29 protein-coding genes and 1 riboswitch are annotated in these 26,553 nt (G+C 71.9%); of the genes, 15 read left to right on the forward strand and 14 right to left on the reverse strand.

Features of this window, described 5'->3' with window-relative positions:
- Positions 1–38: 38 nt before the first annotated feature.
- Positions 39–890, forward strand: a complete 852-nt coding sequence (locus A4U64_RS04570; RefSeq protein WP_006938212.1) for an NUDIX hydrolase — start codon at positions 39–41, stop codon at positions 888–890.
- Positions 891–955: 65 nt separating this feature from the next.
- Here the strand turns inward: A4U64_RS04570 and thiE are convergent, their stop codons facing one another.
- Positions 956–1,645 carry a thiamine phosphate synthase gene (thiE, locus tag A4U64_RS04575; protein WP_006938213.1) on the reverse strand — a complete coding sequence of 230 codons (690 nt, stop codon included), beginning with the start codon at positions 1,643–1,645 and terminating at the stop codon, positions 956–958.
- 26 nt (positions 1,646–1,671) lie between these two features.
- Positions 1,672–1,784, forward strand: a riboswitch (TPP riboswitch).
- On the opposite strand from thiE, the gene thiO reads away from it, so the two are divergent.
- From thiO to A4U64_RS04590, 3 genes are all read left to right on the forward strand, one after another.
- The gene (gene thiO / locus A4U64_RS04580) at positions 1,784–2,848 is read left to right on the forward strand and encodes a glycine oxidase ThiO (protein ID WP_065922265.1); all 1,065 of its coding nucleotides are present in this window, start codon (positions 1,784–1,786) and stop codon (positions 2,846–2,848) included. It overlaps the preceding riboswitch by 1 nt.
- Positions 2,845–3,060, forward strand: coding sequence for a sulfur carrier protein ThiS (gene thiS / locus A4U64_RS04585; RefSeq protein WP_029545344.1), 216 nt, complete (start codon positions 2,845–2,847; stop codon positions 3,058–3,060). Before thiO ends, thiS begins: the two co-directional genes overlap by 4 nt.
- Positions 3,053–3,847 (forward strand): thiazole synthase, encoded by a 795-nt coding sequence (locus A4U64_RS04590; RefSeq protein ID WP_006938216.1) that lies wholly within the window; start codon positions 3,053–3,055, stop codon positions 3,845–3,847. The genes thiS and A4U64_RS04590 overlap by 8 nt, the downstream gene beginning before the upstream one ends.
- Positions 3,848–3,926: 79 nt before the next feature.
- On the opposite strand, the gene A4U64_RS04595 is transcribed toward A4U64_RS04590, so the two are convergent.
- Both A4U64_RS04595 and A4U64_RS04600 read right to left on the reverse strand, forming a co-directional pair.
- Positions 3,927–4,808 carry a dihydrodipicolinate synthase family protein gene (locus tag A4U64_RS04595; RefSeq protein WP_043803353.1) on the reverse strand — a complete coding sequence of 294 codons (882 nt, stop codon included), beginning with the start codon at positions 4,806–4,808 and terminating at the stop codon, positions 3,927–3,929.
- Positions 4,809–4,873: 65 nt separating this feature from the next.
- Positions 4,874–5,659 carry an aldolase gene (locus A4U64_RS04600; RefSeq protein ID WP_006938218.1) on the reverse strand — a complete coding sequence of 262 codons (786 nt, stop codon included), beginning with the start codon at positions 5,657–5,659 and terminating at the stop codon, positions 4,874–4,876.
- Between the two features lie 148 nt (positions 5,660–5,807).
- Between A4U64_RS04600 and A4U64_RS04605 the strand changes: the two genes are divergently transcribed.
- The 5 genes from A4U64_RS04605 (at position 5,808) to A4U64_RS04625 (ending at position 10,448) form a co-directional block, all read left to right on the forward strand.
- Positions 5,808–6,329 (forward strand): helix-turn-helix domain-containing protein, encoded by a 522-nt coding sequence (locus tag A4U64_RS04605; RefSeq protein WP_050035672.1) that lies wholly within the window; start codon positions 5,808–5,810, stop codon positions 6,327–6,329.
- Positions 6,330–6,400: 71 nt separating this feature from the next.
- The gene (locus tag A4U64_RS04610; protein WP_006938220.1) at positions 6,401–7,345 is read left to right on the forward strand and encodes an ABC transporter ATP-binding protein; all 945 of its coding nucleotides are present in this window, start codon (positions 6,401–6,403) and stop codon (positions 7,343–7,345) included.
- Entirely contained in the window at positions 7,342–8,151 is an 810-nt protein-coding gene (locus A4U64_RS04615) for an ABC transporter permease (protein WP_050035671.1), read from the forward strand. The genes A4U64_RS04610 and A4U64_RS04615 overlap by 4 nt, the downstream gene beginning before the upstream one ends.
- 13 nt (positions 8,152–8,164) lie before the next feature.
- A complete protein-coding gene (locus tag A4U64_RS04620; RefSeq protein ID WP_198163392.1) occupies positions 8,165–9,625 on the forward strand; it encodes a M28 family peptidase in 1,461 nt (486 codons plus the stop codon).
- Positions 9,618–10,448, forward strand: coding sequence for an adenylate/guanylate cyclase domain-containing protein (locus A4U64_RS04625; protein ID WP_065922266.1), 831 nt, complete (start codon positions 9,618–9,620; stop codon positions 10,446–10,448). The genes A4U64_RS04620 and A4U64_RS04625 overlap by 8 nt, the downstream gene beginning before the upstream one ends.
- Here A4U64_RS04625 and thiD read toward each other — a convergent pair.
- Positions 10,420–11,262: a bifunctional hydroxymethylpyrimidine kinase/phosphomethylpyrimidine kinase gene (thiD, locus tag A4U64_RS04630; protein ID WP_006938226.1), complete on the reverse strand. Its 843-nt coding sequence runs from the start codon at positions 11,260–11,262 to the stop codon at positions 10,420–10,422. The two genes, A4U64_RS04625 and thiD, sit on opposite strands and share 29 nt — an antisense overlap.
- On the reverse strand, positions 11,259–12,875 hold the full coding sequence (gene thiC / locus A4U64_RS04635; protein WP_006938227.1) for a phosphomethylpyrimidine synthase ThiC: 1,617 nt from the start codon (positions 12,873–12,875) through the stop codon (positions 11,259–11,261). The genes thiD and thiC overlap by 4 nt, the downstream gene beginning before the upstream one ends.
- A gap of 282 nt (positions 12,876–13,157) precedes the next feature.
- Here thiC and A4U64_RS04640 point away from each other — a divergent pair, with 282 nt between their 5' ends.
- On the forward strand, positions 13,158–13,508 hold the full coding sequence (locus tag A4U64_RS04640) for a GNAT family N-acetyltransferase (RefSeq protein WP_029545338.1): 351 nt from the start codon (positions 13,158–13,160) through the stop codon (positions 13,506–13,508).
- A gap of 34 nt (positions 13,509–13,542) precedes the next feature.
- On the opposite strand, the gene A4U64_RS04645 is transcribed toward A4U64_RS04640, so the two are convergent.
- Genes A4U64_RS04645 through A4U64_RS04655 form a run of 3 tightly spaced genes read right to left on the reverse strand, consistent with a single transcriptional unit; the run spans position 13,543 to position 15,931 of the window.
- The gene (locus A4U64_RS04645; RefSeq protein ID WP_029545336.1) at positions 13,543–14,346 is read right to left on the reverse strand and encodes an exodeoxyribonuclease III; all 804 of its coding nucleotides are present in this window, start codon (positions 14,344–14,346) and stop codon (positions 13,543–13,545) included.
- A 9-nt stretch (positions 14,347–14,355) separates the two neighbouring features.
- Positions 14,356–15,324, reverse strand: coding sequence for an N-acetylglutamate synthase, CG3035 family (locus tag A4U64_RS04650; protein WP_065922267.1), 969 nt, complete (start codon positions 15,322–15,324; stop codon positions 14,356–14,358).
- Positions 15,325–15,331: 7 nt separating this feature from the next.
- Complete coding sequence (locus tag A4U64_RS04655; protein WP_006938238.1) at positions 15,332–15,931, reverse strand: peptide deformylase; 600 nt, start codon at positions 15,929–15,931, stop codon at positions 15,332–15,334.
- Between the two features lie 134 nt (positions 15,932–16,065).
- On the opposite strand from A4U64_RS04655, the gene A4U64_RS04660 reads away from it, so the two are divergent.
- The 5 genes from A4U64_RS04660 to A4U64_RS04680 all read left to right on the forward strand — a co-directional run bounded on the left by A4U64_RS04660 (position 16,066) and on the right by A4U64_RS04680 (position 20,331).
- Positions 16,066–16,446, forward strand: a complete 381-nt coding sequence (locus A4U64_RS04660; RefSeq protein WP_006938240.1) for a DUF3263 domain-containing protein — start codon at positions 16,066–16,068, stop codon at positions 16,444–16,446.
- Positions 16,447–16,494: 48 nt separating this feature from the next.
- Positions 16,495–17,043: a LytR C-terminal domain-containing protein gene (locus tag A4U64_RS04665; protein ID WP_065922268.1), complete on the forward strand. Its 549-nt coding sequence runs from the start codon at positions 16,495–16,497 to the stop codon at positions 17,041–17,043.
- Between the two features lie 59 nt (positions 17,044–17,102).
- Complete coding sequence (locus tag A4U64_RS04670; RefSeq protein WP_029545328.1) at positions 17,103–17,750, forward strand: superoxide dismutase family protein; 648 nt, start codon at positions 17,103–17,105, stop codon at positions 17,748–17,750.
- Positions 17,751–17,828: 78 nt separating this feature from the next.
- A complete protein-coding gene (locus A4U64_RS04675) occupies positions 17,829–18,950 on the forward strand; it encodes a glutamate--cysteine ligase (protein ID WP_006932439.1) in 1,122 nt (373 codons plus the stop codon).
- A gap of 64 nt (positions 18,951–19,014) precedes the next feature.
- Positions 19,015–20,331, forward strand: a complete 1,317-nt coding sequence (locus A4U64_RS04680; RefSeq protein ID WP_029545326.1) for a phosphatase PAP2 family protein — start codon at positions 19,015–19,017, stop codon at positions 20,329–20,331.
- On the opposite strand, the gene mnhG is transcribed toward A4U64_RS04680, so the two are convergent.
- The 6 genes from mnhG to A4U64_RS04710 are packed head-to-tail and all read right to left on the reverse strand — an operon-like array spanning position 20,297 to position 26,456.
- Positions 20,297–20,632 (reverse strand): monovalent cation/H(+) antiporter subunit G, encoded by a 336-nt coding sequence (gene mnhG / locus A4U64_RS04685; RefSeq protein WP_006932437.1) that lies wholly within the window; start codon positions 20,630–20,632, stop codon positions 20,297–20,299. The genes A4U64_RS04680 and mnhG overlap by 35 nt on opposite strands.
- Entirely contained in the window at positions 20,629–20,889 is a 261-nt protein-coding gene (locus tag A4U64_RS04690; RefSeq protein WP_006932436.1) for a monovalent cation/H+ antiporter complex subunit F, read from the reverse strand. Before A4U64_RS04690 ends, mnhG begins: the two co-directional genes overlap by 4 nt.
- Positions 20,889–21,389, reverse strand: coding sequence for a Na+/H+ antiporter subunit E (locus A4U64_RS04695; protein ID WP_044475672.1), 501 nt, complete (start codon positions 21,387–21,389; stop codon positions 20,889–20,891). Before A4U64_RS04695 ends, A4U64_RS04690 begins: the two co-directional genes overlap by 1 nt.
- Positions 21,390–21,430: 41 nt before the next feature.
- Entirely contained in the window at positions 21,431–23,017 is a 1,587-nt protein-coding gene (locus A4U64_RS04700) for a Na+/H+ antiporter subunit D (protein WP_006932434.1), read from the reverse strand.
- Positions 23,014–23,622 carry a Na(+)/H(+) antiporter subunit C gene (locus A4U64_RS04705; RefSeq protein WP_006932433.1) on the reverse strand — a complete coding sequence of 203 codons (609 nt, stop codon included), beginning with the start codon at positions 23,620–23,622 and terminating at the stop codon, positions 23,014–23,016. Before A4U64_RS04705 ends, A4U64_RS04700 begins: the two co-directional genes overlap by 4 nt.
- Positions 23,619–26,456: a Na+/H+ antiporter subunit A gene (locus A4U64_RS04710; RefSeq protein WP_029545324.1), complete on the reverse strand. Its 2,838-nt coding sequence runs from the start codon at positions 26,454–26,456 to the stop codon at positions 23,619–23,621. The genes A4U64_RS04705 and A4U64_RS04710 overlap by 4 nt, the downstream gene beginning before the upstream one ends.
- Positions 26,457–26,553 lie beyond the last annotated feature (97 nt).

The raw sequence follows: 26,553 nt of genomic DNA on the forward strand, positions 1-26,553 counted from the left end.
CTCGCGGTCGGCGGTCGGGCGGCAGGGAGGCGGACGCGATGCGAGGTGACGGGGACGGCTGGGCCGTGGGACCCGACGGTGATCGCCGGTGGGGCAGATTCGGCGCGGCCGGACTGCTGCTGCGCGCGCCGCTGCCCGACGGCACGCCGGCCGTGTTGCTGCAGCACCGCGCGGCGTGGAGCCATCAGGGCGGCACGTGGGCGCTACCCGGCGGCGCCCGCGACAGCGACGAGAGTCCCGTCGCCGCGGCCGTGCGGGAAGCGAACGAGGAGACCGGGATCGACCCGGCGGCGCTGAGCGTGCGCACCGAGCGGGTCACCTCCGGGGTGGCCGGGGGGTGGACGTACACGACGGTCGTCGCGGACACCCCGAGCCCGATGGAGACGACCCTCAACGGGGAGAGCACCGAACTGCGCTGGGTGCCGGAGGCCGACGTCGAGACCATGCCGCTGCACACCGGGTTCGCGGCGGCCTGGCCGGACCTGCGGACCCGTGCGGTGCGGATGCTGCTCGACACCGCCAACGTCCTCGGGTCGCGGCCGACAGGCTGGTGGCGTGACCGCCCGGGCGCCACCGCACGACTGCTCGCGGAGCTGGCGGAGGCGTTGCCCCGCACCGTCGAGCTGCCCGACGGGTGCTTCGGCTGGGTGAGCCGCATCGAAGCGGTCCTCGAGGGGCAGGCCCGCGCGGCGGTGATCCACGACGACCGGACCCCGGTGCACACCGCCGTCGGCAGCGGGGACGACGAGCTGGCCTCCCTGGCGACGGGCACGTCGGCCGTGCTGGACCAGGTGCTCACCGTGGTGGTGACGGCCGACCGGGGACTGCGCGCCCGGCTGCCCGGGGACGTGCCGACCCTGTCGCCGTCGACGGTCCTGGGCTGGCTCTAGCGGACTGCCGGCCGGCGGGCCGGCTCCAGCGGACTGCCGGCCGGCGGGCCGGCTCCAGCGGACGGTCAGCCGGGCAGCGCGGCTTTCAGCGCCGCCGCCGCGGCCCGCGGATTCGGTGCCGCGGTGATGGCCCGGACCACCGCGATGCGGGTGGCGCCGGCGGCGAGCACCTCGGGCAGCCGCTCGGCGTCGATGCCGCCGATCGCGAACCACGGCCGCTGCGGCTGCGACCGGGCCACCTCCCGCAGTACCTCGAGTCCCGCCGGGGTGCGCCCCGGCTTGGTGGGGGTGGACCACACCGGCCCGTGGGCGAAGTAGTCGACGCCCTCCTCGATGTCGGACAGGCTCGCCTGCGCGCGGCTGCCGGTGGACCGGCCGATCACGATCTCCTCGCCGAGGATCTGCCGGGCGTACCGCACCGGCAGGTCGCCCTGACCCAGGTGCAGGATGTCGGCGCCCGCGGCGAGCGCGATGTCGGCACGGTCGTTGACGGCCAGCAGCGCACCGTGCCGGCGGCACGCCGCCGCCAGCACCTCGAGTGCCGCGAGTTCCTCGCGGGCCTCGAGCGGGCCGAACTTCTTCTCGCCCGCCGAACCCTTGTCGCGGAGCTGGACGATGTCGACTCCGCCCGCGAGGGCCTCCTCCGCGAATCGGGCCAGGTCTCCGGTGTCGCGACGGGCGTCGGTGCACAGGTAGAGCCGGGCCTGCGCGAGGCGTTCCCGGGGGGCGGGATGGTTGCCGCGGTAGGTAGTCACGGCGAAGACGGTAGTCTCTGCACTGAACGAATCGACACGGGAGTCCCGGGGATCGCGGGGCTGAGAGGGGGCCTGCCGGCCCCGACCGTCAGCACCTGAACCGGATCATGCCGGCGCAGGGAGTGAGGTGGACGAACTGTGGGAACCGTATCCGTCGTCGGCGGAGGCGTGATCGGGCTGTCGATCGCGTGGCGCGCGGCCCGTGCCGGCTGGACCGTGACCGTGCACGACCCGTCCCCGGGGGCGGGGGCGTCGTGGGTGGCCGGCGGGATGCTGGCACCGTTGTCGGAGGGCTGGCCGGGGGAGGAACACGTCCTCGAACTGGGCGCGGCGTCGCTGGCCCGCTGGCCGGAGTTCGGCGCCGAGCTGTTGCGGGAGACCGGACTGGACCTGTTCACCGCCGACGCGTCGCTGACCGTCGCGCTGGACGCGGCCGACGCGGCCGATCTGCGCACGATCGCCGAGTGGGTCTCGGCTCAGGGGCACGAGATGCGCGTGCTCGGTCGCGCCGAGGTGCGCGAGCTCGAGCCGTCGCTGGGGCCGCGCATCCGCCTGGGCCTGCTGGCCCCGGACGAGCTGGCCGTGGACAACCGGATCCTCGTCGATGCGCTGCGGCGGGCCGTCGCCGAGGCCGGTGTGGCCTTCGTCGATGTGCCGGTGCGCGACGTCGCGGACCTGGACGCCGACCGGGTGGTGCTCGCGGCGGGCGCGGCGTCGGCCCGCCTGTGGCCGGGCTTGCCGGTGCGGCCGGTCAAGGGGGAGATCCTGCGGTTGCGGACCCGCCCGAGTGCGGCGCCCGCCCCGCACCGGACGGTCCGCGGCAGTGTGCACGGCCGGCCGGCATACCTGGTGCCGCGCGCGGACGGCCTCGTCGTGGGCGCGACCCAGTACGAGGCCGACGACACGCAGGTCACCGTCGCGGGGGTGCGGGACCTGATCGCCGACGCCGAGGCGCTGTTCCCGGCGATCGGCGAGTACGAACTGCACGAGGCGAGCGCCGGGCTGCGGCCCATGAGCCCGGACAATCTGCCGCTCATCGGCCGGCTGTCCGAACGGGTGATCGCCGCGACCGGGCATGGCCGCAACGGGGTGCTGCTGACCCCGGTCACCGCGGACGCGGTGGTCGCGGAGCTCGCGGACGAACCCCTCGCTGTCTCGAAACATGCTGATCCACAACGATTCTCGAAGGGGAAAAGGTCATGAACGGTGCGCCGACGGTGGGTGTCACGGTCAACGGGGAGGAGCGCTGGTTCGCGCAGGCGCCGACGATGGCCGAACTGCTCAGTGAACTCGGTCTGCCCGACAAGGGCGTCGCCGTCGCCGTGGACGGTGCCGTGTTCCCGCGGGGGCGCTGGTCCGAACGCGTCGAAAAGGGCTGGCAGATCGAGGTTCTCACGGCGGTGCAGGGTGGCTGAGCACAACACCGGCCGCGACCCCGGCCACGACCTGCCGCCGCTGACGATCGCCGGGCGGACCTTCTCGTCGCGGCTCATCACCGGCACCGGTGGGGCCGCCAACCTCGCGGTGCTCGAGGAGGCGCTCGTCGCCTCCGGCACCGAGCTGACCACCGTGGCGATGCGCCGCGTGGACGCGGCGTCCGGGACCGGCGTGCTCGATCTGCTGCGCCGCCTCGGCATCGCGCCGCTGCCCAACACCGCCGGCTGCCGCGGCGCCGCCGAGGCGGTGCTCACCGCCCGACTCGGGCGCGAGGCCCTCGGGACGGACTGGGTCAAGCTCGAGGTCATCGCCGACGAACGCACCCTGCTGCCCGACGCGATCGAACTCGTCTCCGCCGCCGAGCAGCTCGTCGACGACGGGTTCGTCGTGCTGCCCTACACCACGGACGATCCGGTGCTGGCGCGACGGCTCGAGGACGTCGGCTGCGCCGCCGTGATGCCGCTCGGCTCGCCGATCGGGACCGGACTGGGCATCGCCAACCCGCACCACATCGAGATGATCGTCGAGGCCGCCGGGGTGCCGGTGATCCTCGACGCCGGCATCGGCACCGCCTCGGACGCCGCGCTCGCGATGGAACTCGGGTGCGACGCGGTGCTGCTGGCGACCGCGGTGACGCGGGCGAAGGACCCGGCGCTCATGGCGTCGGCGATGCGGCACGCCGTCGAGGCGGGCTTCCGGGCCCGGCACGCGGGCCGCATCCCGAAGCGGTTCTGGGCGCAGGCCTCCTCGCCGCTCGAACCGTAGGGCGACCCGAGGGAACGGTGACCGGGTGGTCGCTCGACGTGCGTGTGGTGCCGCACGGGCCGCGGCACCACACGCGCCGTCAGGCGGCGGAGAGCAGCCGTGCGAGGGTGGCTCTTCCCTCGGGTTCGAGGGGCAGCAGCGGCGCTCGGGGATCCCCGACGTCCGAGCCGAGGATGCCGAGGCCCGCCTTGATCGTGGTGGGGAGGCCGCCGGCGACGATGAACTCGAGCAGGGGCCGCAGTTCGGCGTACAGGGCCTGAGCGCGGGCGAGGTCGCCGTCCTCGACGGCCGTGTACAGCGCGAGACACGGCTCGGGCCGCAGGCACGGCGCGGCGGTGCACCAGCCGGACGCCCCGGCCCTCAGCGCCTCGAGCACGAGCGGGTTGCTGCCGTTGTAGAACGGCAGGCGGCCCTCGCTGAGCTCGGCGATGCGCTGCATCCGGGACAGATCGCCGGTGGACTCCTTGACCATGGTGAGGTTGTCGATGGTGTCGAACATCGACACCAGCAGTTCCGGGCTCATGTCGATGCCGCTGGTGGCGGGGTTGTTGTACGCCATGACGGGAAGGTCGATCGCCGCACCGACGGCGGCGTAGTGGCAGGCGATCTCGCGATCGGTGAGCTTCCAGTACGACACGGGGAGCACCATGACGGCCGAGGCGCCCGCCGTCTGCGCGCGACGGGCCCGGCGGACGGTGTTCGCCGTCGTCAGGTCGGACACTCCGACGACGACGGGGACGCGGCCGGCGACGGCGGCGATCGTGGTGTCGAGAACGGTGTCGAACTCCTTCTCGGTGAGATAGGCGCTCTCGCCGGTACTGCCGAGTGGGGCGACGGCGTGCACACCGTCCCCGACGAGGCGGTCGACGAGCGCGGTGAGCGCGCCGGTGTCGACCGTCGCATCGGCGCCGGAGGTGAACGGGGTGATCGGGTAGGCGATGATGCCTTCCAGTGTGGTCAAGGCAGAGAATCCTTTTCGTCTCGTGAAAGCGGGGGCGAGCAACCTCGCCGAGTGCCGGTGGGCGCTCAGCCGGCGATCGCGTCCGGGTGCCGGGCCAGGGCGCGACGTGCGTAGTAGGCGAAGTTGGCCTGGCTGCGTTTCGGGGTGAGGGTCCAGTCGTGCGCCTCTCGCGCGAGCCGGTCCGGAAGTTCGGCGATCGTGCCGGCCGCCATGGCGGCGAGTTGCAGCTCGGCGCCGCGTTCGATCAGCACGGCGAGCGAGCACGCCTCCTCGATGCCGGCCCCGGCGACGACGTGGCCGTGGTGGGCCAGGAGGATCGCCTTCTTCGAGCCGAGCGCGGCCGTGATGATCTCGCCTTCCTCGTTGCCGACCGGCACGCCGGGCCAGGCGGGGAGGAAGGCACAGTCGTCGTAGAGCGGCGCGATGTCCATCTGGGACACCACGAGCGGGACTTCGAGCATGGACAGTGCGGCGACATGGAACGGATGGGTGTGGACGATGCACTGCACGTCGGGGCGCGCGCGGTAGATCCAGCTGTGGAACCGGTTGGCGGGATTGGCCATCCCGGAGCCGTCGAGAACCTGGAGATCCTCGTCGACCAACAGCAGGTTGTCCTCGGTGATCTCGTCGAACCCGAGGCCCAGCTGCTGGGTGTAGTAGGTCCCCGGTTCTTCGGCGCGGGCGGTGATCTGGCCCGCCAGGCCGGAGTCGTGCCCGGCGTCGAACAGGATTCGGCAGGTCAGGGCGAGCTTCTGGCGCGTCGTCCAGCCGGACTCCGCAAGGTGGGTCCGCATGCGGGCCTGGGCCTGGTGCATCAACTCCGCTTTCGTAGCGGTGAACGTCCCGGACATCGATCGGCCTCCTCGATCTCGACTGCGGTGGACACGAGGGAGACTATAGGACACTTTGTGTCATATACAGCTACTTTCGTCGGGAGAGCCCTCGACAGGACACTTTGTAGACTCGCCGTGTGAGGGGTGACGACGGAAGGACGGGGCCGTGACCGCGCTGGTGCGAGCGTTACGCAAGGAGCGGGGGCTCACGCTCGAGGCCCTCGCGGCGCAGACCGGGTTGACCAAGAGCTACCTGTCCAAGATCGAGCGCGAGCGCAGCACACCGTCGATCGCGGTGGCGATGAGGATCGCCCGCGCCCTCGACGTCGACGTCGGGCAGCTGTTCGCGGACGACGCGTCGCGTTCGCGGATGACGATCGAGCGCGCCCCCGCCCGGGCCGGGGCGGACCGCTACCACCCCGTCGCCGCGGGAATGCTGGGGAAAGCGATGTCCCCGTTCGTCGTCCGGCCCGGACGCGACTTCGCCGACGACCCGCACCCCGAGCACAGCGGCCAGGAGTTCGTGTTCGTCGTCTCCGGATCGATCGAACTCGACCACGGGGGGACGATCGTCACCCTGGACTCCGGCGACTGCGCCTATTTCGACGCCTCCCTCGATCATCGGCTCCGCAGCACCGGCCCGGTGGACGCCGAGGTCCTCGTCGTCGCATGCAACGACAGCCACTGATCGAGACGCCTGCAGGACCGTAGGGCGACCCCGCGCGGCGCGATCCGCCCGAATCGGGCAGGCTGTGGGTCATGATCGAAGTGACCGGACTGACGAAGACCTTCGGTTCCACCGTCGCCGTCGACGACGTGACGTTCACGGTCCGGCCGGGGATCGTCACCGGATTCCTCGGCCCCAACGGCGCCGGGAAATCCACGACGATGCGGATGATTCTCGGCCTCGACCGGCCCACCGCCGGGACCGCGCTGATCGACGGCGTCCCCTACCGGCAGCTGAAGCGGCCGCTGCGGACCGTCGGTGCGCTGCTCGACGCGCGCTGGGTACACCCGAACCGGTCGGCGCGGGCACACCTGCGCTGGCTCGCCGCGTCCAACGGCCTGCCGAACTCTCGGGTCGAGGAGGTGCTCGCGCTCGTCGGCCTGACCGAGGTGGCCGACAAGCGCGCGGGCGGTTTCTCGCTCGGCATGTCGCAGCGGCTCGGACTGGCCGGTGCCCTGCTCGGCGACCCGAAGGTGCTGCTGTTCGACGAGCCCGTCAACGGCCTCGACCCCGAGGGCATCGTGTGGATCCGGCGGTTCATGCAGGCCCTCGCAACGGAGGGCCGCACCGTCCTCGTGTCGAGCCACCTGCTGTCGGAGATGGCGCAGACCGCCGACCACCTGCTGGTGATCGGCCGGGGCCGGCTCATCGCGGACACGTCCGTCGCGGAGTTCGTCGAGCGGGCGTCGGAGGCGACGGTGCGGGTGCGCAGCCCACAGCTCGACACGCTGCGGACGGCACTGACCGGGCAGGGCCACACCGTCCGGGACGACGAGGGCGCGCTGATCGTCAGCGGCGTCACCACCGCGCAGGTGGGTGAGGTCGCAGCTGCGCACTCGGTGGTGCTGCACGAACTGGCGGGCCAGAACGCGTCGCTCGAGGAGGCGTTCATGAAACTGACCGGAGACGACGTGCAGTACCAGGGAGCCGTGGCCGGGGGCCCGGCTGTGCAGCCGATGAAGGGGGAGCTGCGATGAGCGTGGCCGTGGACAACGCCGGCACGACGAGCGTGGTCGTGGACACCGTCAAGGCGGAACGGATCAAACTGACCTCCACCCAGTCGCCGTGGTGGTGCACCGTCGTGATCGTCGCGCTGGGCCTCGGCCTCGCGGCGATCCTCGGCGCCGCGTCCAAGGCGAGCATGTCCGTCGACGAGGAGGTCGGCCGGTTCTACCCGACCGTCGACGTCGCGGTCAGCGGCGTCGCCGGCTTCGGCGTGCTCGTGCTGATGATCCTCGCGGCGCTGTCGGTGACCAGCGAGTACCGGTTCGGGGTCATCCGTACCACGTTCCAGGCCATGCCGAACCGCAGCGCCGTCCTCGTCGTCAAGGCGCTGCTGATCGGGGTGTTCGGCGCGGTACTGACCGGCGTGCTGGCCCTCGCCTCGTTCTATCTCGCCAAGGCCCTCGCCGGCCCGGAGGCCGGGCGGGACCTGGTGCTCGAGGGCGACGATGCGTGGCGGTCGATCTACGGCGTCGCGATCTACGCGCTGCTGTGCGCGGTGCTCGCCGTCGCGGTGGGGGCGCTGTTGCGCCAGTCCGCCGGCACCATCGCGCTGCTGCTGCTGTGGCCGCTGCTGATCGAGTCGCTGTTCGCGCTGTTCGGTTCGTTCGGCCGGCAGGTGCAGCCCTTCCTGCCGTTCGCCAATGCCAACCACTTCCTCGGCAGCGAGCAGGGCATCGACTTCCACTGGGGGCCGTGGGGTTCGCTGGTGTACTTCGCGGTGTTCGTCGCCGTGGTGTTCGCGGCCGCGCTGGTCGTGGTGAATCGGCGCGACGCGTGAGTATTCTCGGCGGATGAACCGGGGAGCGCGGGTACGGGCCGGGGGCGCCGTCGCGGCGATCGTGCTGCTGGTGGCGGCATGCTCGGAGGAGCCGCCGGCGCCGGCGCCGGTGGACCCGGCCGTGCTGGCGGGGGCCGTGGGAATCGACGCGGTGGTCGGCCACCTCACGGAACTCGAACGCATCGCCACCGAGCACGACGGCAACCGCGCCGTGGGCACCGCCGGCTACGACGCGAGCGTCGACTACGTCGCCGGCCGGTTGCGCGACGCGGGATTCGACGTGCAGACCCCGGAGTTCGACGTCCGCAGTTTCGACGTCGAGACCGAGACCCTGACCGTCGCCGGCGCGCCGGTGCCGGTCCGGGCCCTCGAGTTCTCGCCGTCCACCGGCCCGGACGGACTCACCGCCCGGCTCGTGCCGGTGCCCGCCGACGACACGCCCGGGTGCGAGGCCTCCGACTACGACGGGCTCGACGTCTCCGGCGCCGTCGTGCTCGTCACGCGCGGGGTGTGCCCGTTCTTCGTCAAGCAGCAGGTCGCGGCCGAACGCGGTGCGGCGGCGCTCCTCGTCGCCAACAACGAGGACGGTGCGCTCGCCGGCGCCACCCTCGGCGAGGAGGGCAACGACCTCGTGCCCGCCGCGGGGATCAGCGGCGCCGACGGCCGCGCGCTCGCCGCCGCACCCACCACGGTGACCCTCGTCCTCGACACCCGCGTGGACAGCGTGCGCTCGCGCAACGTGCTCGCGCAGACCGCCACGGGCTCGACCGACGACGTGGTCGTCGTCGGCGCCCACCTCGACAGCGTCCCGGAGGGACCGGGCATCAACGACAACGGCACCGGCGTCGCCGCGGTGCTCGAGACGGCCCTGCAGCTCGGCAGCGACCCGGGTGTCACCAACGCGGTGCGGTTCGCGTTCTGGGGTGCCGAGGAGGTCGGGCTGGTCGGCTCCACCGACTATGTGGCCTCCCTGGACGACGCCGCCCGCGAGGACATCGCCCTGTACCTGAACTTCGACATGCTCGGGTCGCCGAATCCGGGCTACCTCGTCTACGACGGCGACGACTCCGACGCGGTGGGCGCCGGACCGGGACCGGAAGGCTCGGCCGGCATCGAGCGCACTTTCCTGGGCTACCTGACGTCGCGGGGCGTCGCCGCGGACGGCACCGACTTCGACGGCCGCTCCGACTACGGGCCGTTCGTCGACGCGGGCATCCCCTCCGGGGGCGTGTTCTCCGGTGCCGACGACCGCAAGACCCCGGAGCAGGCGGGCAAGTGGGGCGGCACCGGCGACGCGCCGTTCGACCCGAACTACCACAGCCCGCAGGACACGCTCGCCAACATCGACCGGGCCGCGCTCGCCGTCGCCGCGTCGGCCGTCGGGTACGGGGTGGGCACGTATGCGCGGACCGTCGCGGGACCGGACGGGGTTCCCGTCGGGCCGCAGCGCGCCGAGGTCCGCTCCGATGGATGAGACGCCGGCCCCGGGCTTCGGTCGTCGCCTCGCGGACCGGTTCTCGGCCGTGGACCGGCGGCCCGAGCTGGTCCGGCTGGCCCGGCGGCTGCGGCGCGCGCTCCCCGGCGATCCCGGGTTCGGCGATCCGCTGTCCACCGCCGGGACCAGCGGGCCGCAGGCCGTCGCCCGGCTGGCCGGACGGTGGCGCGACGTCGACGACCCGAGCGCGGTGCACGAACTCGGATTCGGCGTGCTGCAGGCCTGGCAGGCGCTGCTCGAACGCGCCGGCGCCGGCCGCGGCGACCGGGAGGTCACCGTGGTCTTCACCGACCTCGTGGGGTTCTCGACGTGGTCCCTCGCCGCGGGCGACGTCGCCACCCTCGACCTGCTGCGGCGCGTCGCCCGGGCGCTGGAGCCGGCGTTCACGGACCGCGGCGGCACCGTCGTCAAGCGGCTCGGCGACGGTCTGATGGTGGTGTTCGACCGGCCGGAACGGGCGCTGGACGCGATCTTCGCGGCCCGCGCCGCCCTGACGGCGGTGACCGCGGACGGCTACCGGCCGCGGATCCGGGTCGGCGCGCACACCGGTCGGCCCCGGCGGATCGGCAGCGACTGGCTGGGAGTCGACGTCACCGTCGCGGCCCGCATGATGGAGCTCGCCGGGAACGGGCACGTGGTGGTGTCCTCCGCGACGCTCGACGCACTGCCGGCCGGTGCCGTCGACACGCTCGGCCTCGAGGTGCGCCCGCACCGGCGCGGGCTGTTCGCGTCGGCCCCCAAGGGTGTACCGCCCGAACTCGGGATCTGGCGGATCAGGACTGCAGTCGCCACAGGGGGTTGACCGGGCCGTGCCCGGCGCCGAGGTCGTACGACCACTCCAGGCACCGGGTGACCCACTCCTTGCCGAACTCCACGGCCTCGGGCACCGACCACCCGTGGGCGAGGGCCGACGCGATCGCCGCGGCGAGCGTGTCGCCGCCGCCGTGATCGTTGCCGGTGTCGATGCGGGGGCTGGTGAACTCGAGGAACCGGTCCCCGTCGAACAGCAGGTCGGTGCTGACGTCGGAGGTGCGCAGGTGCCCGCCCTTGACGATCGCCCACTGCGCGCCGAGGCCGTGCAGCGCCTCGGCGGCGCGTCGCGCGGAGGCGTCGTCGACGACCTCGATGCCGGTGATCAGCCGCACCTCGTCGAGGTTCGGCGTGACCACCGTGGCCTGCGGTATCAGGGTGTGCCGCACCGCGTCGAGAGCCTCCGCGTGCAGCAGGGGATCGCCGTGCATCGACGCGCACACCGGGTCGACCACGAGCGGCACCGGCCGATCGCGGCCGATGCCGACCTCCGCGCACACCGCGGCGACCGCCTCGATGATCCCGGTGGAGGCGAGCATGCCGGTCTTGGCGCCCGAGACCCCGATGTCCTCCACCACGCACCGCACCTGCGCGGCCACCGTCTCGGGCGGGATCTCGTGAAAGCCGCTGACGCCCACGGAGTTCTGCACGGTCACGGCCGCGACGGCGACGCAGGCGTGCACGCCGCACATCGCCATGGTGCGCGAGTCGGCCTGGATGCCGGCCCCGCCACCCGAGTCGGTTCCGGCGATGGTGAGGGCTCGGACCGGGGTTCGGCCCTTCGGGGCCAGGGGCAGCAGCTTCACGGCTGCGACCCTACCGATTCGATCGGGACGTAGACCTGGCCGCCCGCGCCGGCGAATTCGGCGGCCTTGCCGGCCAGCCCGGCCCGCACGTCCGCGGAGATCCGCATCGAGCAGAACTTCGGGCCGCACATCGAGCAGAAGTGGGCCTTCTTGGCCGGCTCCGCCGGCAGCGTCTCGTCGTGGAACGCGCGGGCGGTGTCCGGGTCGAGGGACAACGCGAACTGGTCGTGCCACCGGAATTCGAACCGGGCGCGGGAGAGCGCGTCGTCGCGTTCCCGGGCGCGCGGGTGGCCCTTGGCGAGGTCTGCCGCGTGGGCGGCGATCCTGTACGCGATCACCCCGGTCTTGACGTCGTCCCGATCGGGCAGGCCCAGGTGCTCCTTCGGCGTGACGTAGCAGAGCATCGCGGTGCCGGCCCGGGCGATCATCGCGGCGCCGATCGCCGAGGTGATGTGGTCGTAGGCGGGAGCGATGTCGGTGGTGAGCGGCCCGAGGGTGTAGAAGGGGGCCTCCTCGCACAGCTCCTCCTCGAGCCGCACGTTCTCCTCGATCAGGTGCATCGGCACGTGTCCGGGACCCTCGATCAGCACCTGGACGCCGTGCGACTTCGCGACGCGGGTGAGTTCCCCGAGCGTGCGCAGCTCGGCGAACTGGGCGGCGTCGTTGGCGTCGGCGACGGAGCCGGGACGCAGGCCGTCGCCGAGGGAGATCGTCACGTCGTAGCGCTGCAGGATCTCGCACAGCTCGGCGAAGTGTGTGTACAGGAACGACTCCCGATGGTGCGCCAGGCACCATGCGGCCATGATGGCGCCGCCGCGCGAGACGATGCCGGTCACCCGGTGCGCGGTGAGCGGGATGTGCCGCAGCAGCACCCCGGCGTGGACGGTCATGTAGTCGACGCCCTGCTCGCACTGTTCGATCACGGTGTCGCGGTACATCTCCCAGGTCAGCGCGGCCGGATCCCCACCGGCCTGCTCGACGGCCTGGTAGATCGGCACCGTGCCGACGGGCACCGGCGAGTTGCGCAGGATCCACTCGCGGGTCTCGTGGATGCGCGGGCCGGTGGACAGGTCCATGACGGTGTCGGCCCCCCACCGGGTCGCCCACACCATCTTGTCGACCTCCTCGGCGATCGAGGAGGTCACCGCGCTGTTGCCGATGTTCGCGTTGACCTTCACCCCGAACGCCTTGCCGATGACCATCGGCTCGAGCTCGGGGTGGCGGTGGTTCGCCGGGATCACGGCCCGGCCGGCGGCGACCTCGGCGCGGACCGTCTCGGCGGGTACGCCCTCGCGGGCGGCGCAATAGCGCATCTCCGGGGTGACGACGCCCGCGCGGGCGGCGGCGAGCTGCGTGCCCGGGTGCCGCGGCCACCCGGCCCGCAGTGCCGGCAGGCCCGCGGCCAGGTCGACCACGACGTCGGACTCGGTGTACGGCCCGGACGTGTCGTACAGGTCGTGGTGCTCGCCGGTGGTCAGGTGGACCCGGCGTACCGGGACCGACATCCCCGGTTCCCCGGGCACGGCGACGTAGTGCTTGGTGCTGCCCTCGATGGGGCCGGTGGTGACGGCGCCCGCGCCGGACGCGGACGAGCCGGATACAGCTGTGCTCACGAGATGATCTCCCTACGCCGGAATTACCCGGTCAGGTTCTACGGTCGACGGCCCCGAGCCGTCCTCTCAGCCCGCTGGTGCGAGCTCCCGTGTGGTTGCGATGTGCGGTGCCACCATAGCGCAGCACCGTGCCGGGGGCAGGACGGCACCGCGCGGGGGGTGGCAGGGCAGCACCGTGTCGGGGGCAGGACAGATATTTGCCGCCTACGTCTCGGCGGATACACCCTGCATGCTCTATAGTGGCGTAGGTCACAGTTCGGTTACGGCACCACGGAGGGGATCATGCTCGTCAACTCGCCGCGTACCGAGGTGACCGACAACAAGGATCAGAACCGCTTCGAGCTACGCCTCAACGGGGATCTTGTCGGGATCCTCGGGTATTTCGACACGGATCGTCCCTCGGGCGTGCCCGGGCGCAACCATCCCGTCGTCGATTTCCTGCACACCGTCATCGTCGAGGACTTCGGGCACCGTGGGCTCGCGGGGGTGCTCGTGGGCCACTCCCTGGATCTCGCGCGTCAGCGTGGCTGGCGGGTCCGGCCCGTGTGCACCTACGTGCAACGGTTCCTCACCGCCCACCCCGAGTACCGGGACGTCGTCCTGCCGCTCGAGCCGACCGCCGGCCGTCGCTGACGCGCGGATTCCGCCCCGCCGTGACCGGGTCGCCTCAGTCGGCGAGGTCGACGACGACGGGCGCGTGGTCGCTCGCGCCCTTGCCCTTGCGCTCGTTGCGGTCGATCTCCGCGCCGGAGACCCGCGCCGCGAGCGCGGGGGAGCCGAGGACGAAGTCGATGCGCATGCCCTGGCGCTTCGGGAAGCGCAGCTGGGTGTAGTCCCAGTAGGTGTACACACCCGGGCCCGGGGCGTGCGGGCGCACCACGTCGGTGAAGCCGCCGTCGAGGAAGGCGCGGAACGCCTCCCGCTCCGGCTCCGACGTGTGCGTCCGACCCTCGAAGAACGCCGGATCCCACACGTCCTCGTCGGTGGGAGCGATGTTCCAGTCACCGACGAGCGCGATCTGCTTCTGCGGGTCGGCGGCGAGCCAGGCCTGTGCGTCGGCCCGCAGCTTCGCCAGCCACTCGAGCTTGTAGACGTAGTGGGGATCGGCCAGCTCACGGCCGTTGGGCACGTACAGGCTCCACACCCGCACGCCGCCGCACGTCGCGCCGATCGCCCGGGCCTCCTGAGCCGGGTCGGCGTCCGGGTCCTTGGTGAACCCGGGCTGGTCCTCGAACCCGACCTGCACGTCGTCGAGACCGATGCGGGAGGCGATGGCGACGCCGTTCCACTGGGAGAGCCCCACGTGCGCCACCCGGTAGCCGAGTTCTTCGAACCGCTCGTACGGGAACTGCTCGTCCTTGCACTTGGTCTCCTGCATGGCGAGCACATCGGTGCCCGTCCGCTGCAGCCAGTCGAGGATCCGGTCGGTACGGGCACGGACGGAGTTCACGTTCCAGGTAGCAAGACGCACGTCCCCACTCTAGGCGAGCGGACCGACAGGTTCCGTGGCGTACCGGTAGCGGTGGTGCTCGACGAATCCGAGCGCCCGGTACAGGCCCCGAGCGGCGGTGTTCCCCGCCGCGACCTGCAGGTATGCGTGGGTGGCGCCGTGGTCGCGACCCCACTGCAGCAGGGCCCCGCACACGAGCGTGCCGAGGCCGTTCCGGCGGTGCGCGGCGGCCACCTCGACCGCGGTCAGGCCTACCCAGCGGCGGCCGTCGGGGGCGTCGGTGACCGCGGCCCGGGCGATCGCCAGGGTCTCCGTGTCGCCGCCGATGCGGCCGAAGCCCAGGACGCCGCCCAGGACGGACTCGACGACCGCCCGGCCATCGGCAGGCATCGGCGCGCCGCGGTAGCGGTACAGCGACAGCCACCCGGGGTCCGGGCCGGCGCTCACGGTCACGGGGGTGGCGACGCCGGGCAGCGGCACGTTGTCGAGGTCGGCGGCCAGCACCTGCACCTCGTCGCTCGGTGCCCACCCGTGCGGGAGCCGGGCGAGCCGGTCCGGCAGCAGGAGCCGCAGCGGCAGGCCGCGGACCGCGAACCACTCGCGCATCCGGGCGTGCGCGTCCGGATCGAGGGGGTCGGCGACCGTGCCCGGGTCGCCGAGCGGGGTGGCGGAATTCGCGCGGCCGGTGAAGCCGGCGCCGGCCCGCAGGAGCCAGCCGTCGATCCAGCCCTGTTCCAGCCCGGGCCAGGCGGCAGCCGCGGCGTTCTCGAGGGCGCGGATCTCACCGGTGCGGATCGGCCGGGCACCGAGGGCCTTGAGCGCGACCACGGCCTCGGGCGCGACCTGCACGAGGCGGCCGCCGGCGGTGCGCACCACCACGGCCGGTTCGAGGGAGACCAGCTCGCCGATCACGTCGGTCATCGGGTGGCTGTAGCCGGCGGGCAGCCGGTAGCGCAGCACCACCCGGGTGCCGACGGGTACGGACTGCTCGGTCGTCACCGGCGCGTCAGTCCTCGTCGTCGTCGTGGCCGAACGGGTCCTCGACCGTCCCGGGCACCCAGCTGAGGCCGGGCACGCCCCACCCCGCCCGCTTGATCGTCTTCTTGGCGGCGCGGGCGTTGCGTCCGATGAGCTTGTCGACGTACAGGTAGCCGTCGAGGTGGCCGACCTCGTGCTGCAGCATCCGGGCGAAGAAGCCGTGGCCCTCGATCTCGATCGGGTTGCCCTCGGCGTCGGTGCCGGTGACCTTCGCCCACTCGGCGCGCCCGGTGGGGAACTGCTCGCCGGGGACCGACAGGCACCCCTCGACGTCGTCGTCGGGGTCGGGCATCGTCTCCGGGATCTCCGACGTCTCGAGCACCGGGTTGATCACCTCGCCGCGGCGGCGGACCACGTTGCCGGCCTCGTCCAGGTCGGGGCAGTCGTAGACGAACAGCCGCAGGTCGACACCGACCTGGTTGGCGGCGAGACCGACGCCGTTCGCCGCATCCATCGTCTCGTACATGTCGGCGATCAGCTGGGCCAGTTCGGCCGGCGACTGGGTGACCGGTTTCGTCGGGTGATGCAGGACGGGGTCACCGACGATCCGGATCGGAAGTATTGCCATGGTGCAAGAGGATAGTGGGCAGGACTCGCCTGTCCGTTGAGCCGGTACCTGTCGTACCACCGTGGTTGAATTGCCCTCGGAAACACCCGGGTCCGATCGGACCTCGGCGTGATTCGAGGCAGTCGAGGAGTGAGATGGACGGCGCAGCAGCGCAAATCGGTAACGAATCCGAGCAGGTTTCCGACCGGAGCAACCACGCCGAGAACAACCACGCCGAGAACAACCACCCCGCGGCCGGCCCGGACGAGGCCGGCACGGACGGTCTCTCTCGCCGGGAGCGCGACATCCTCGCCTTCGAGCGGCAGTGGTGGAAGTACGCCGGTGCCAAGGAAGAGGCGATCAAGGAACTCTTCGGTCTGTCCGCGACCCGCTACTACCAGGTCCTCAACGCGCTGGTGGACCGGCCGGAGGCGCTGGCGGCCGACCCCATGCTCGTCAAGCGGTTGCGCCGGCTGCGGGCCAGCCGGCAGAAGGCCCGCGCCGCGCGCCGGCTCGGCTTCGAGATCACCAAGTAGTACGAGTACGACGGTGATCCGGCGGGCGCGGCAACTAAGGTCGAGAGCGTGAGCACAACCTCGGAATCGTCGGGTCCGCCGCTGCGAGCGCTCGCGATGGTGCTGATCTCTCTCGCCATCCTGTTCGCCGGCCTCGGTCTCGCCTCGCTCGGAGGCTCCGATTCCGAGAGCCCGGCTCCCGAGCCGACGACCGAGCCCGCGGCCGCGCCGGCGACCACGTCCGCGACGTCGGCGCCGCTCGCCGCGACGTCGGCGAGGACGACCGCCCCCGGTGCGGCTCCGTCGGCCACGACGACGGTCTCCGCCACCACGTCGGCGGGGGCCGCCGCCCCCGTGCGGGTGCTCAACAACAGCAACGTCTCGGGCCTGGCCGCCCAGACGGCCGGCCTGCTCGAGGACGAGGGATTCACCGTTGCGGAGACGGGCAACTACAGCGACGGCGTGATCGAAACCACGTCCGTGTACTACGGCACGGGCCCGGGGGAGCGGCAGACCGCGGAGGCGGTGGCCGAGGCACTGGGGGTGACGGCCCAGCCGCGCTTCGCCGGGATCCAGGACTCGTCGCCGGGCGTCATCGTCATCGTCACCTCGCCGTGAGGGCTTCCGCCCCCCGGCTATGATCAGGTGACTTTTCGCCACTTCGAAGGAGCGGTTTGATGGCCTCGAGTTCCACCCGTCGCATGTCCTGGCGTGCCCTGGCCCCGATCGTCGCGATCGCTGCGGTGGGCCTGAGCGCGTGCTCGAACAGCGAGGAGCCGAGCGACACCCCCGGCACCACCCCGCCGGTGTGGACGGGTTCCGCGGCGCCGGAGGGCGCCGACGAGGCCCACGGCGGCAGCGCTGTCCCGGGGGAGGCCACGACGGGCGCGGCGGGCGGCACCGGCGGCGCGGAGCACTCCGCCGAGCTGCGGACCCCGGCCGGTGCGGCCGCCGGCACGGTCACCTTCACCGAGGTCGACGGAGGCGTCGAGGCGACCGTCGAGCTCGAGGGCATGCCGGTCGGCTACCGCGGCGTCCACGTCCACGAGGTCGGCAAGTGCGAGACCAACTCCACCGCCCCGACCGGCGGCGAGCCCGGCAACTTCCTGTCCGCGGGCGGGCACCTGCAGGCCGGCGGCAACACCAGCATCCCCGAGAGCGGTGACCTCGGTGCGGTCGTGGTGCGCGAGGGCGGCTCCGGATCGCTGACCGTCACCACCGAGGCGTTCACCCTCGACGACCTGCAGGGCGGGGACGGCACGTCCGTCGTCGTCCACCAGGAAACCGCCGGCGGCGAGCGTCTCGCCTGCGGCGTCGTCTCCTGACGGCCACCTCCCGAAACTCTACTTGCAGGGCCCCGGCGACCGGCGACGGTCGCCGGGGCCCTGTGGTTGGATCGATTCGTGCCTGTACCGTTTCCCGGTTCACCCCGCCCGACTCTCGGCGTCGAGTGGGAGATCGCGCTGGTGGACAAGAAGACGCGCGACCTGTCGAACACCGCCGCAGTCGTCTTCGACGCGGTCGAGCAGCGCGCCGGGCAGACCCCGCGGCTCACCAAGGAGTTCCTCCGCAACACCGTCGAACTCGTCACCGACGTGCACGACACCGTCGCCGAGGCCGTCGACGACCTGGCCGAATCCCTCGACCTGCTGCGCACCGCCGCCGATCCCGCGGGGGTGGATCTGATCTGCGCCGGCACCCATCCGTTCGGACAGTGGACCGACCAGGTCGTCACCCGGTCCCCGGACTACGACGAGATGATCGAGCGCACCCGCTGGTGGGGCCGGCAGATGCTCATCTGGGGCGTGCACGTCCACGTCGGTGTCTCGTCCGCGGAGAAGGTCATCCCGATCCTCAACGCGTTGCTGGTGAAGTACCCGCACATGCTGGCGCTGTCGGCCTCCTCACCGATCTGGGCGGGCGTGGACACCGGCTACGCGAGCAACCGTGCCCTGATGTTCCAGCAGCTGCCGACGGCCGGACTGCCGTACCACTTCGAGAGCTGGGCCCAGTACGAGAGCTTCATCGAGGACCAGCTCAAGTCCGGGGTCATCACGAAGCCGGGCGGCATGCACTGGGACATCCGCCCGTCGCCGCGGTGGGGCACCATCGAGGTCCGGGTCTTCGACGGCATCACCAACAAGGCCGAGCTGGCCGCCCTCGTCGCCCTCGTGCACTCGCTCGTCGTGTACTACGACGAGCGACTCGAGCGGGGCGAGCAGCTGCCCACCCTGCAGCCGTGGCACGTCAAGGAGAACAAGTGGCGCGCCGCCCGCTACGGCCTCGAGGCCGAGGTGATCCTCGACCCGGTGTGCCACGAGCGCCTCGTCACCGACGACCTGAACGATCTGCTCGAGCAGCTCACTCCCACGGCGGCGCGGCTCGGCTGTGCGGACGAACTCGCCCAGGTGGCGCAGATCCCCGTGCGGGGAGCCTCCTACCAGCGGCAGCGCCGGATCGCGGAGCAGACCGGCGGCGACCTCGTCGCGGTGGTGGACTCGCTGGTGGAGGAACTGCGCGCCTGAACGATCGGCCGCGTTCCCGCACAGTTCACACGCTGTTTACCATGTATCGGTGTCGATCCGAGGGGTGGAGCGCCCGAAGGCGCAGCCGGCGCATGTGCCGCAACTGTTCGTTCCCCTCGCTCTGACCGGCGCGATCCTGGGTGTCCTCGTGGCCGAGGCGGTCGCGCGGTACAGCGGGTTCCCCGGGCCGCTCCCCGGACTCGTCGGCGACGTCGTCGCGATCCCGAAGTCGGCGTCCGTGCCGTGGGCCGGTCTCGCGCTGGCGATGGTGGGCCTGACCGCGCGCCTGCGGTACGTGGCGGTCGGTGCCGCGGTGCTGCTCGACGGGGCGTTCGCGGCCGAGCGGTACCTCACCGGCGGCCCCCTGACGGTGGGGAACGGGCCGACGATCGTGCTCGTGCTGCTGGCCGGATACGCCGCGGTCGCGTTGCAGGGCGGCCCGCGCCGCGGTGCGCTGCGCGGCATCGCGCTCGGGGTGCTGCTGGTGCTCTCGGTCAAGATCGGCGACACGTGGCTCGAACTGACCGCACGGACCCGGCCGGACGTGCTCGACGAGTACGTCCAGCTCGCCGACCACGCCCTGGGCAATCCGTCGTGGCTGGCGGGCCGGGCTCTCGAATGGCTCGGGCCCGGCGTGTACGCGGTGCTGCACTGGGTGTACATCGAGCTGCCCGTCGCGGCGATCGTCGTCGCCGTGTACCAGCTCCGCAACGTCGGCGGCGGCCGCCCCTGGCCCGCACACCACCTGGTGCGCACCTTCCTGCTCATCGGCCTGGTGGGGCCGCTGGTCTACATGCTGTTCCCGGTGGTGGGCCCGATCTTCGCGTTCGGCGACCACGGCGCGGGCTGGCAGGTGGGGACCTTCTGGCCGGCTGCGGTGCCGTGGAATCCCGACCCGCAGCCGATCCCGTTCGACGCGGTCACCCCGCGCAACTGCATGCCGAGCCTGCACACCGCGTGGGCGCTGGCGCTGTTCCTGCACACCCGGGGCGGCCCCGGTTGGCTGCGGCTGCTCGGCACCGGGTGGCTCGGCTGCACCCTCGCCGCCACGCTGGGCTTCGGCTACCACTACGGCGTGGACCTCGTCTCCGGCGCGGTGCTGTGCCTGACGCTCGAGGCCGCGCTGCGCGACCCGGACCGCGGCTGGGGCTGGTTCCGCATCCGCCTCGTCGCGGGCGGCACGGCGGTGCTGGCCGCGCAGCTGGCGGCCTACCGGTACCTGCCGGGTCTCATGGCGGAGCACGCTCCGCTCGCCGGGCCCCTCCTGCTCGGTTCGCTGGTGGTGGTGGCGGTGGCCTTCCACGTCACGTTCCATGCGGCCGACGGCGATCGCCGGCCGGATGCGGTCAGCTCCCGTCCGGCGACTGCTCGTCGCCGCTGAGCAGACCGTCGCGGCCGAGCTGCTCCCGGTAGGCGAGCCGGCCCACCCGGTGGGCGATGACGGGAGCGGTCAGCACCATGAACATGCCCGCCAGCGCCAGCATCCAGATGTCGACGTTGCCCCGCAGGATGAGCATCGCGCCGCCGAGCACGAACAGCAGGCCGACCACCTGCGGTTTCGTTGCCGGATGCATGCGCGAGAGGGTGTCGCGGAAGCGCACGATGCCGACCGCTGCGGTGAGGGAGATGACCGAGCCGATCAGGATGAGGACGTGGCCGACGAGTTCCAGCACGGTGGTCACTGGTCGTCACGCACCCGGAATCGTGCCACCGACACCGAGCCGATGAATCCGACGAGGGCCAGAGCGACGACGGCCGGCACGATCGTCGTATCCCGGCTGTGCACCGCCCACGCGGCGAGCCCGCACATCGCGATGGCCAGCAGTGCGTCGAGGGCGATCAGCCGGTCCAGCGAGGTGGGGCCGGCCAGCACCCGGTAGGTGATGAGCGCGGCCGCGACCACCAGCAGAGCGCCCGAGAGCGCCAGTATCACCGTCATCACGCCTCCTCCCGGACGACCCAGGGGCTGGGCTGCCATTCGTTGTTGCGTTCGAACGTCGAGATCAGCAGGCGTTCGATGCGCCGCGCGGAGCGGTAGAAGTCCGCGACCTTCCGGTCGGTGCCCACGTCCAGGACGTGGACGTGGACGATCCGGCGGGCCTGGTCGATCTCGAGGACCATCGTGCCGGGGATGTTGTTCATGATGTCCGCCCACAGAGTGAGCACCAGGTCGGACTTGATGGTGAGCCGGCACCGCAGCACACCGGTCACCGGCGGCGGCGCCGGCCGGATCGCGAGCCACCCGACCGAGACCGTGGACTTCATCGTATCCACGAAGATCACGGCGGCCAGGCGCACGGCGGACAGCACGTGCAGGCGGCCCTCGACGGGCACCCGCGGCAGCGGCAGCATCACTGTGACGATCACCGCGACGGCGATCCCGCCGAGCAGGTTCGCGGCGCTGAAGGTGCCCCACAACAGCACCCACACCAGCGTCATCCAGCCCAGGACGAACAGGCGGAGCAGATTCGACCGGCTCGTCACGGCTGACCTCCCAGCACGGCTTCGATGTAGACGGACCGATCCCGCAGGTTCTCGGCGGCACGGTCGCTGATGTCGACGAGCGGGCCGGCGAACACGGTCAGGGCCAGGCCGACGACGACGAGACCGATCGTCGGAACCAGCATTGCCGGGGGCATGCGCCCGACGTCGGCCCGGTCCGAGAAGGCGACCTCCATCCCGGATTCGTCGATCAGCGCGGACGGGGCGGCGTCGGCGAGGCCGCCCTCGGGGGCGTCGGCGCGGGCCCGCCAGAAGGCCTTGGTCCACACCCGGGCGACGACGTACAGGGTGAGGAGGCTCGTGACGGTGCCGCCCGCAACCAGCACCCACGCCAGGACGGATCCGTCGGCGGCGCCGGCCTGCAGCAGGGCCACCTTCCCGATGAACCCGGAGAACGGGGGGATGCCCCCGAGGTTCAGCGCCGGGACGAGGAACGCGATCGCGAGGACCGGGCTGGCGAGGGCGAGTCCGCCGAGCCGCCGCAGCGACGCCGAGCCGGCCTGCCGCTCGATCAGGCCGACCACGAGGAACAGCGTCGTCTGGACCAGGATGTGATGGGCGACGTAGTACACGGCGCCGGACAACCCCGCCTGCGTCGAGAGGGCGATCCCGAACACCATGTAGCCGATGTGGCTGACGAGGGTGAACGACAGCAGGCGCTTGATGTCGTTCTGGGCGATGGCGCCGAGGATGCCGATCACCATCGTCAGCAGGCCGGCCACCAGGAGCACGTTGTCGAGCTCGCCGCCCGGGAACAGCAGCGTGTGCGCCCGGATGATGGCATAGACGCCGACCTTCGTGAGCAGGCCGGCGAACACGGCGGTGACCGGCGCCGGGGCGGTGGGGTACGAGTCCGGCAGCCACGTCGACAGCGGGAACACCGCCGCCTTGATGCCGAACGCGACGAGGAGCACGCCGAAGATCGCGGCGCGGGTGCCCTCCGGCACGTCGTCCATCCGCACCGCCATCTGCGCCAGGTTCAGGGTGCCGGTGGCGGCGTACGCGAACCCCATGCCGGCCAGGAAGATCAGCGACGAGACCATCGAGACCATCACGTAGGAGACGCCGGCGCGGACCCGGTCCGCGCTCGCCCCCAGGGTGAGCAGCACGAACGACGCCGCGAGCAGCACCTCGAACCCGACGAAGAGGTTGAACAGGTCGCCGGCGAGGAATGCGTTGCACACGCCCGCGGTCAGTGCCAGGTACGTCGGCAGGAAGATCGACACGGGCTGCTGGTCGTTGCCGTCGTGGATGCCCTGTCCGACCGCGTACAGCATGACGGCGAGCAGCACGATCGCCGACACCACCAGCATCAGCGCCGCGAGCCGGTCGACCACCAGGGAGATCCCGATGGGGGAGTCCCATCCGCCGACCTGCACGACCGCGATGCCGTCCCGGTCGGCGAGGTACAGCAGCAGGCCCGAGACCACCAGCACGGCGACGAGCGCAACGAGGGTCACGGCCCGCTGAGCGCGGGGCCGGCGCCCGAGGATCAGCGTCGCGGCCGCCGCCAGCATCGGGATGAGGACGGGCAGCGGGGTCAGCGCCGTCGCGGACAGGATCATCGGGTCCTTCCTCCCCGGGACGGTGCGTCGTCCCCGCGGGCCGTCTCACCGTCGCTGTAGGCCGAATCCGTCTCGTCGTCGAAGTCGCCGTCGTGCAGGTCCTCGTAGGATTCGAGGTCCTCCAGGTTGACGAGTTCCTCCAGGGGGATCGGGTTGCCGGCCGCGTCGAACGCGTCGCCGCTGCGGCTCGGCAGGCCGGTGAGCGGATCGTCCGAACGGTCGCGGTCGGGGGCCTCGGCGGGCGAGCGCCGCTGCGACACCTTGGTGTCCTCGGGGTCGTTCTCGACCTCGTCGCGGGCACTGAGCGTGAACGACCGGTACGTGAGCGCCAGCACGAAGCCGGCCACGCCCATGGTGATGACGATCGCCGTGAGGATCATCGCCTGTGCCAGCGGGTCGGCCATGTTCTCGTGCAGGTCGTTGCGGGCACCGACCACGGGCGGGCCGCCGGCCGGCCCGGCGAGGGTGAGGATCAGCAGGTTGATGCCGTTGCCGATCAGCAGCAACCCCAGCAGCATCTTGATGATGCTGCGCTCGAGCAGCAGGTACACCCCGGAGGCGACCAGCACCCCGACCAGAGCGAGCATGGTCAGATTCGCGCTCATCGCTTCTCACCCACGATCTCCGCATCGAGACGCGCGCCGAGACTGCGGAGCACGTCGAGTACCAGGCCGACGACGATCAGATACACCCCCAGGTCGAAGAACAGTGCGGTGACGAGCTTGATGTCGCCGAGCAGCGGCAGAGTCATCTCGACGGTCGCCGACGACAGCGGCGGCGCACCGAGGAACAGGGAGACCAGGGCGGTCCCCGCCGAGAACGTCAGACCCAGGCCGAGGATCTTGCCCGCGTCGATGGGCACCGCCTCGCCGAGCTCGTAACGGCCACCGGCCAGATACCGCAGCACCAGCGCAAGCCCCGCGATCAGGCCGCCGGCGAAGCCGCCGCCGGGCGCGTTGTGCCCGGCGAAGAAGAAGTAGACCGACAGCACCATCATCGTCGGGAACACCAGGCGGGTCGTGACCTCGAGGACCAGCGAGCGGTGCCGCGGGTCGATGAGGTCCCCGCCGCGCAGCCACGTCGTCTCGGTGCTCGACGACATCGCGTCGAGCTGCGCCGCGGGGGCGTCCGAGACGCGCGGCGCCGAACCGAAGCGGCGGGTGCGGAACACCAGGCTCGCCACGCCCGTCGCCGCGACGAGCAGCACGGAGATCTCCCCGAGGGTGTCCCACGCCCGGATGTCGACGAGCAGCACGTTGACCACGTTCTTGCCGTTGCCGAGTTCGTAGGCCGCCTCCGGCAGCAGCAGCGCGATCGGGTCGGCGGTGCGGGCGTTCGTGGCGAACACCCCGATCGTCGTGACCGCGACGCCGACGGCGATGCCGAGCAGGGCACGCGGCAGCTTCCGGCCCACCACGTGTTCGGGACGGGACTCGGCGGGGAGCTTGCGCAGCACCAGCACGAAGATGACGAGGGTCAGCGTTTCGACGAGGAACTGCGTGAGCGCGAGGTCCGGGGCGCCCTGCAGGGCGAACAGGAATCCGCACCCGTAGCCGGTCAGGCCCACGAGCAGCACGCCGGCGAGGCGGTTGCGCATCACCGTCGCGGCCAGGGCGCCGCACATGATGATGGCCGCCGCCGCGAACTGGACGGACGAGTCCCACCACCGCACCGCCATGTCCCGCTCGGGGCCGAACACCAGCAGCAGCGTGGTGGGCAGCACCACCAGGGTGACCAGGATGATGCCCTGGGTCAGCGGCAGCGAGCCCCGCTGGGTGGAACCGGTCAGCCGTATCGACACGGTGTCCATGAAGCGCAGCGTCGCGTCGTACATGCGGTCGGCGTTGCCGAACAGCTGACGCTCGAACTTCACGCGGGAGATCGCGCGGTGGGCGAAGTACAGCGCGGTGCCACCGGCCACGACGACGGCGGTCAGCACGAGGGGGAGGCCGACGCCGTGCCACAGCGCGAGGTGGTAGGGCTTGTCCAGGGTGCTGGGCAGCGTGTCCGCGTAGGGGGACAGCAGCGTGTCGAGCCACGGCGCCGCGAGTCCGGCGGCCAACCCGCCGAAGGCCAGGACGGTCGGGGAGAACAGCAGCAGCGGGCCGGCGGCGTGGAAGTTCTGCACGGCCGGACTCGGGCGCTTGAGCTGCTTGCGTCCGAAGGCGCCCCACACGAACCGGATGCTGTACGCCAGGGTGAGGATCGACCCGGCGACGATCGCGGTGAGTACCGCGATCCGGGCCCACGGGCTCAGCAGGGTCGTCACCTGCACGGCCTCGAGGGCGGCCTCCTTGCCGACGAACCCGATGAACACGGGCAGGCCGCCCATGCTCATCGCGGCGACGGCCGCGACGGCCGCGAGGAACGGCGCCCGCTTCCCGAGGTGCGCGAGCTTGCGGATGTCGCGGGTGCCGGCGCCGTGGTCGACGATGCCGACCACCATGAACAGGCAGGCCTTGAACATCGCATGGGCCACGACCATGGCCATGCCGGCCAGCGCCGCCTCCCGGCTGCCGATCCCCACCAGGGCGATGAGGAAACCGAGCTGGCTGACGGTGCCGAACGCCAGGATCAGCTTCAGGTCGAAGGCCCGGAACGCGCGCCAGCCGGCGAGCAGCATCGACGCCAGGCCGAGGGTGACGACGATGGGCCGCCACGGCGCCGCATCGGCGAACGCCGGAGCCAGCCGCGCCACCAGATAGATGCCCGCCTTCACCATCGCGGCGGCGTGCAGGTACGCGGAGACGGGGGTCGGGGCTGCCATCGCGCCGGGCAGCCAGAAGTGCAGCGGCACCACCGCGGACTTCGACAGGGCGCCGACCAGCACCAGGGCGACGCCCACCCCGGCCAGCCAGCCGCTCGGGGCGGCCGCGATCACGTCGGAGAGGTTGTAGCTGCCCACCAGCTGCCCGAGCACGATGATGCCGACGAGCATCGCGAGGCCACCCGCGGTGGTGACGAGCAGGGCCTGGGTGGCGGCGCGGCGGCTCGACGCCCGCTCCGCGTAGTGGCCGACCAGCAGGAACGACAGCACGGTGGTCAGTTCCCAGAACGTGTAGAGGACCAGCATGTTGTCGCTGGTCACCAGGCCGAACATGGCGCCGGCGAAGGCGACCATCTCGGCGGCGAAGATCCCCAGGCGGGGCTCGTCGTCGGTGAAGTACCGGGCGCAGTAGAGCAGGATGAGCGCGCCGATGCCCAGCACCAGCGCCGACATGATCGCCGCGAGGGAGTCGAAGCGCATGTCGATGTTCATCGACAGGCCCGGCGCCCACGCGATGTGCAGCGTGCGTTCCGTGCCCCAGTTGCCGATCACCCAGCCGAGGCTCGCCAGTGGCACGAGCGCCAGCGGTAGGAACGCATTTCTCCCCATGACTCTGACCAGAGGCGGCGCAACGAGAGCGGCGACCGCGTGGGCGATGAGTATGGCGAGCAAAGGCACTCCGTCGGGGTCGGGCCTGGCGGCGGGGTGTAACAGGCTTGCAAGTGTTGTGCAGCACCCACAGGGGGCGATGCCCGAGCCGCGCGGACCC

The organism is Rhodococcus sp. WB1 (genome assembly GCF_001700945.1).
Classification (GTDB): Bacteria; Actinomycetota; Actinomycetes; order Mycobacteriales; family Mycobacteriaceae; genus Rhodococcus; species Rhodococcus aetherivorans.

Coding starts and splice junctions, on each gene's coding strand:
- A4U64_RS04670 (WP_029545328.1), top strand. CDS start 17,103: ATGGCCTCGAGTTCCACCCGTCGCATGTCCTGGCGTGCCCTGGCCCCG.
- A4U64_RS04600 (WP_006938218.1), bottom strand. CDS start 5,659: ATGTCCGGGACGTTCACCGCTACGAAAGCGGAGTTGATGCACCAGGCC.
- A4U64_RS04620 (WP_198163392.1), top strand. CDS start 8,165: ATGAACCGGGGAGCGCGGGTACGGGCCGGGGGCGCCGTCGCGGCGATC.
- A4U64_RS04690 (WP_006932436.1), bottom strand. CDS start 20,889: ATGACGGTGATACTGGCGCTCTCGGGCGCTCTGCTGGTGGTCGCGGCC.
- A4U64_RS04655 (WP_006938238.1), bottom strand. CDS start 15,931: ATGGCAATACTTCCGATCCGGATCGTCGGTGACCCCGTCCTGCATCAC.
- A4U64_RS04615 (WP_050035671.1), top strand. CDS start 7,342: ATGAGCGTGGCCGTGGACAACGCCGGCACGACGAGCGTGGTCGTGGAC.
- A4U64_RS04695 (WP_044475672.1), bottom strand. CDS start 21,389: ATGACGCTGGTGTGGGTGCTGTTGTGGGGCACCTTCAGCGCCGCGAAC.
- A4U64_RS04700 (WP_006932434.1), bottom strand. CDS start 23,017: ATGATCCTGTCCGCGACGGCGCTGACCCCGCTGCCCGTCCTCATCCCG.
- A4U64_RS04640 (WP_029545338.1), top strand. CDS start 13,158: ATGCTCGTCAACTCGCCGCGTACCGAGGTGACCGACAACAAGGATCAG.
- A4U64_RS04705 (WP_006932433.1), bottom strand. CDS start 23,622: ATGAGCGCGAATCTGACCATGCTCGCTCTGGTCGGGGTGCTGGTCGCC.
- thiS (WP_029545344.1), top strand. CDS start 2,845: ATGAACGGTGCGCCGACGGTGGGTGTCACGGTCAACGGGGAGGAGCGC.
- A4U64_RS04610 (WP_006938220.1), top strand. CDS start 6,401: ATGATCGAAGTGACCGGACTGACGAAGACCTTCGGTTCCACCGTCGCC.
- A4U64_RS04660 (WP_006938240.1), top strand. CDS start 16,066: ATGGACGGCGCAGCAGCGCAAATCGGTAACGAATCCGAGCAGGTTTCC.
- A4U64_RS04625 (WP_065922266.1), top strand. CDS start 9,618: ATGGATGAGACGCCGGCCCCGGGCTTCGGTCGTCGCCTCGCGGACCGG.
- A4U64_RS04570 (WP_006938212.1), top strand. CDS start 39: ATGCGAGGTGACGGGGACGGCTGGGCCGTGGGACCCGACGGTGATCGC.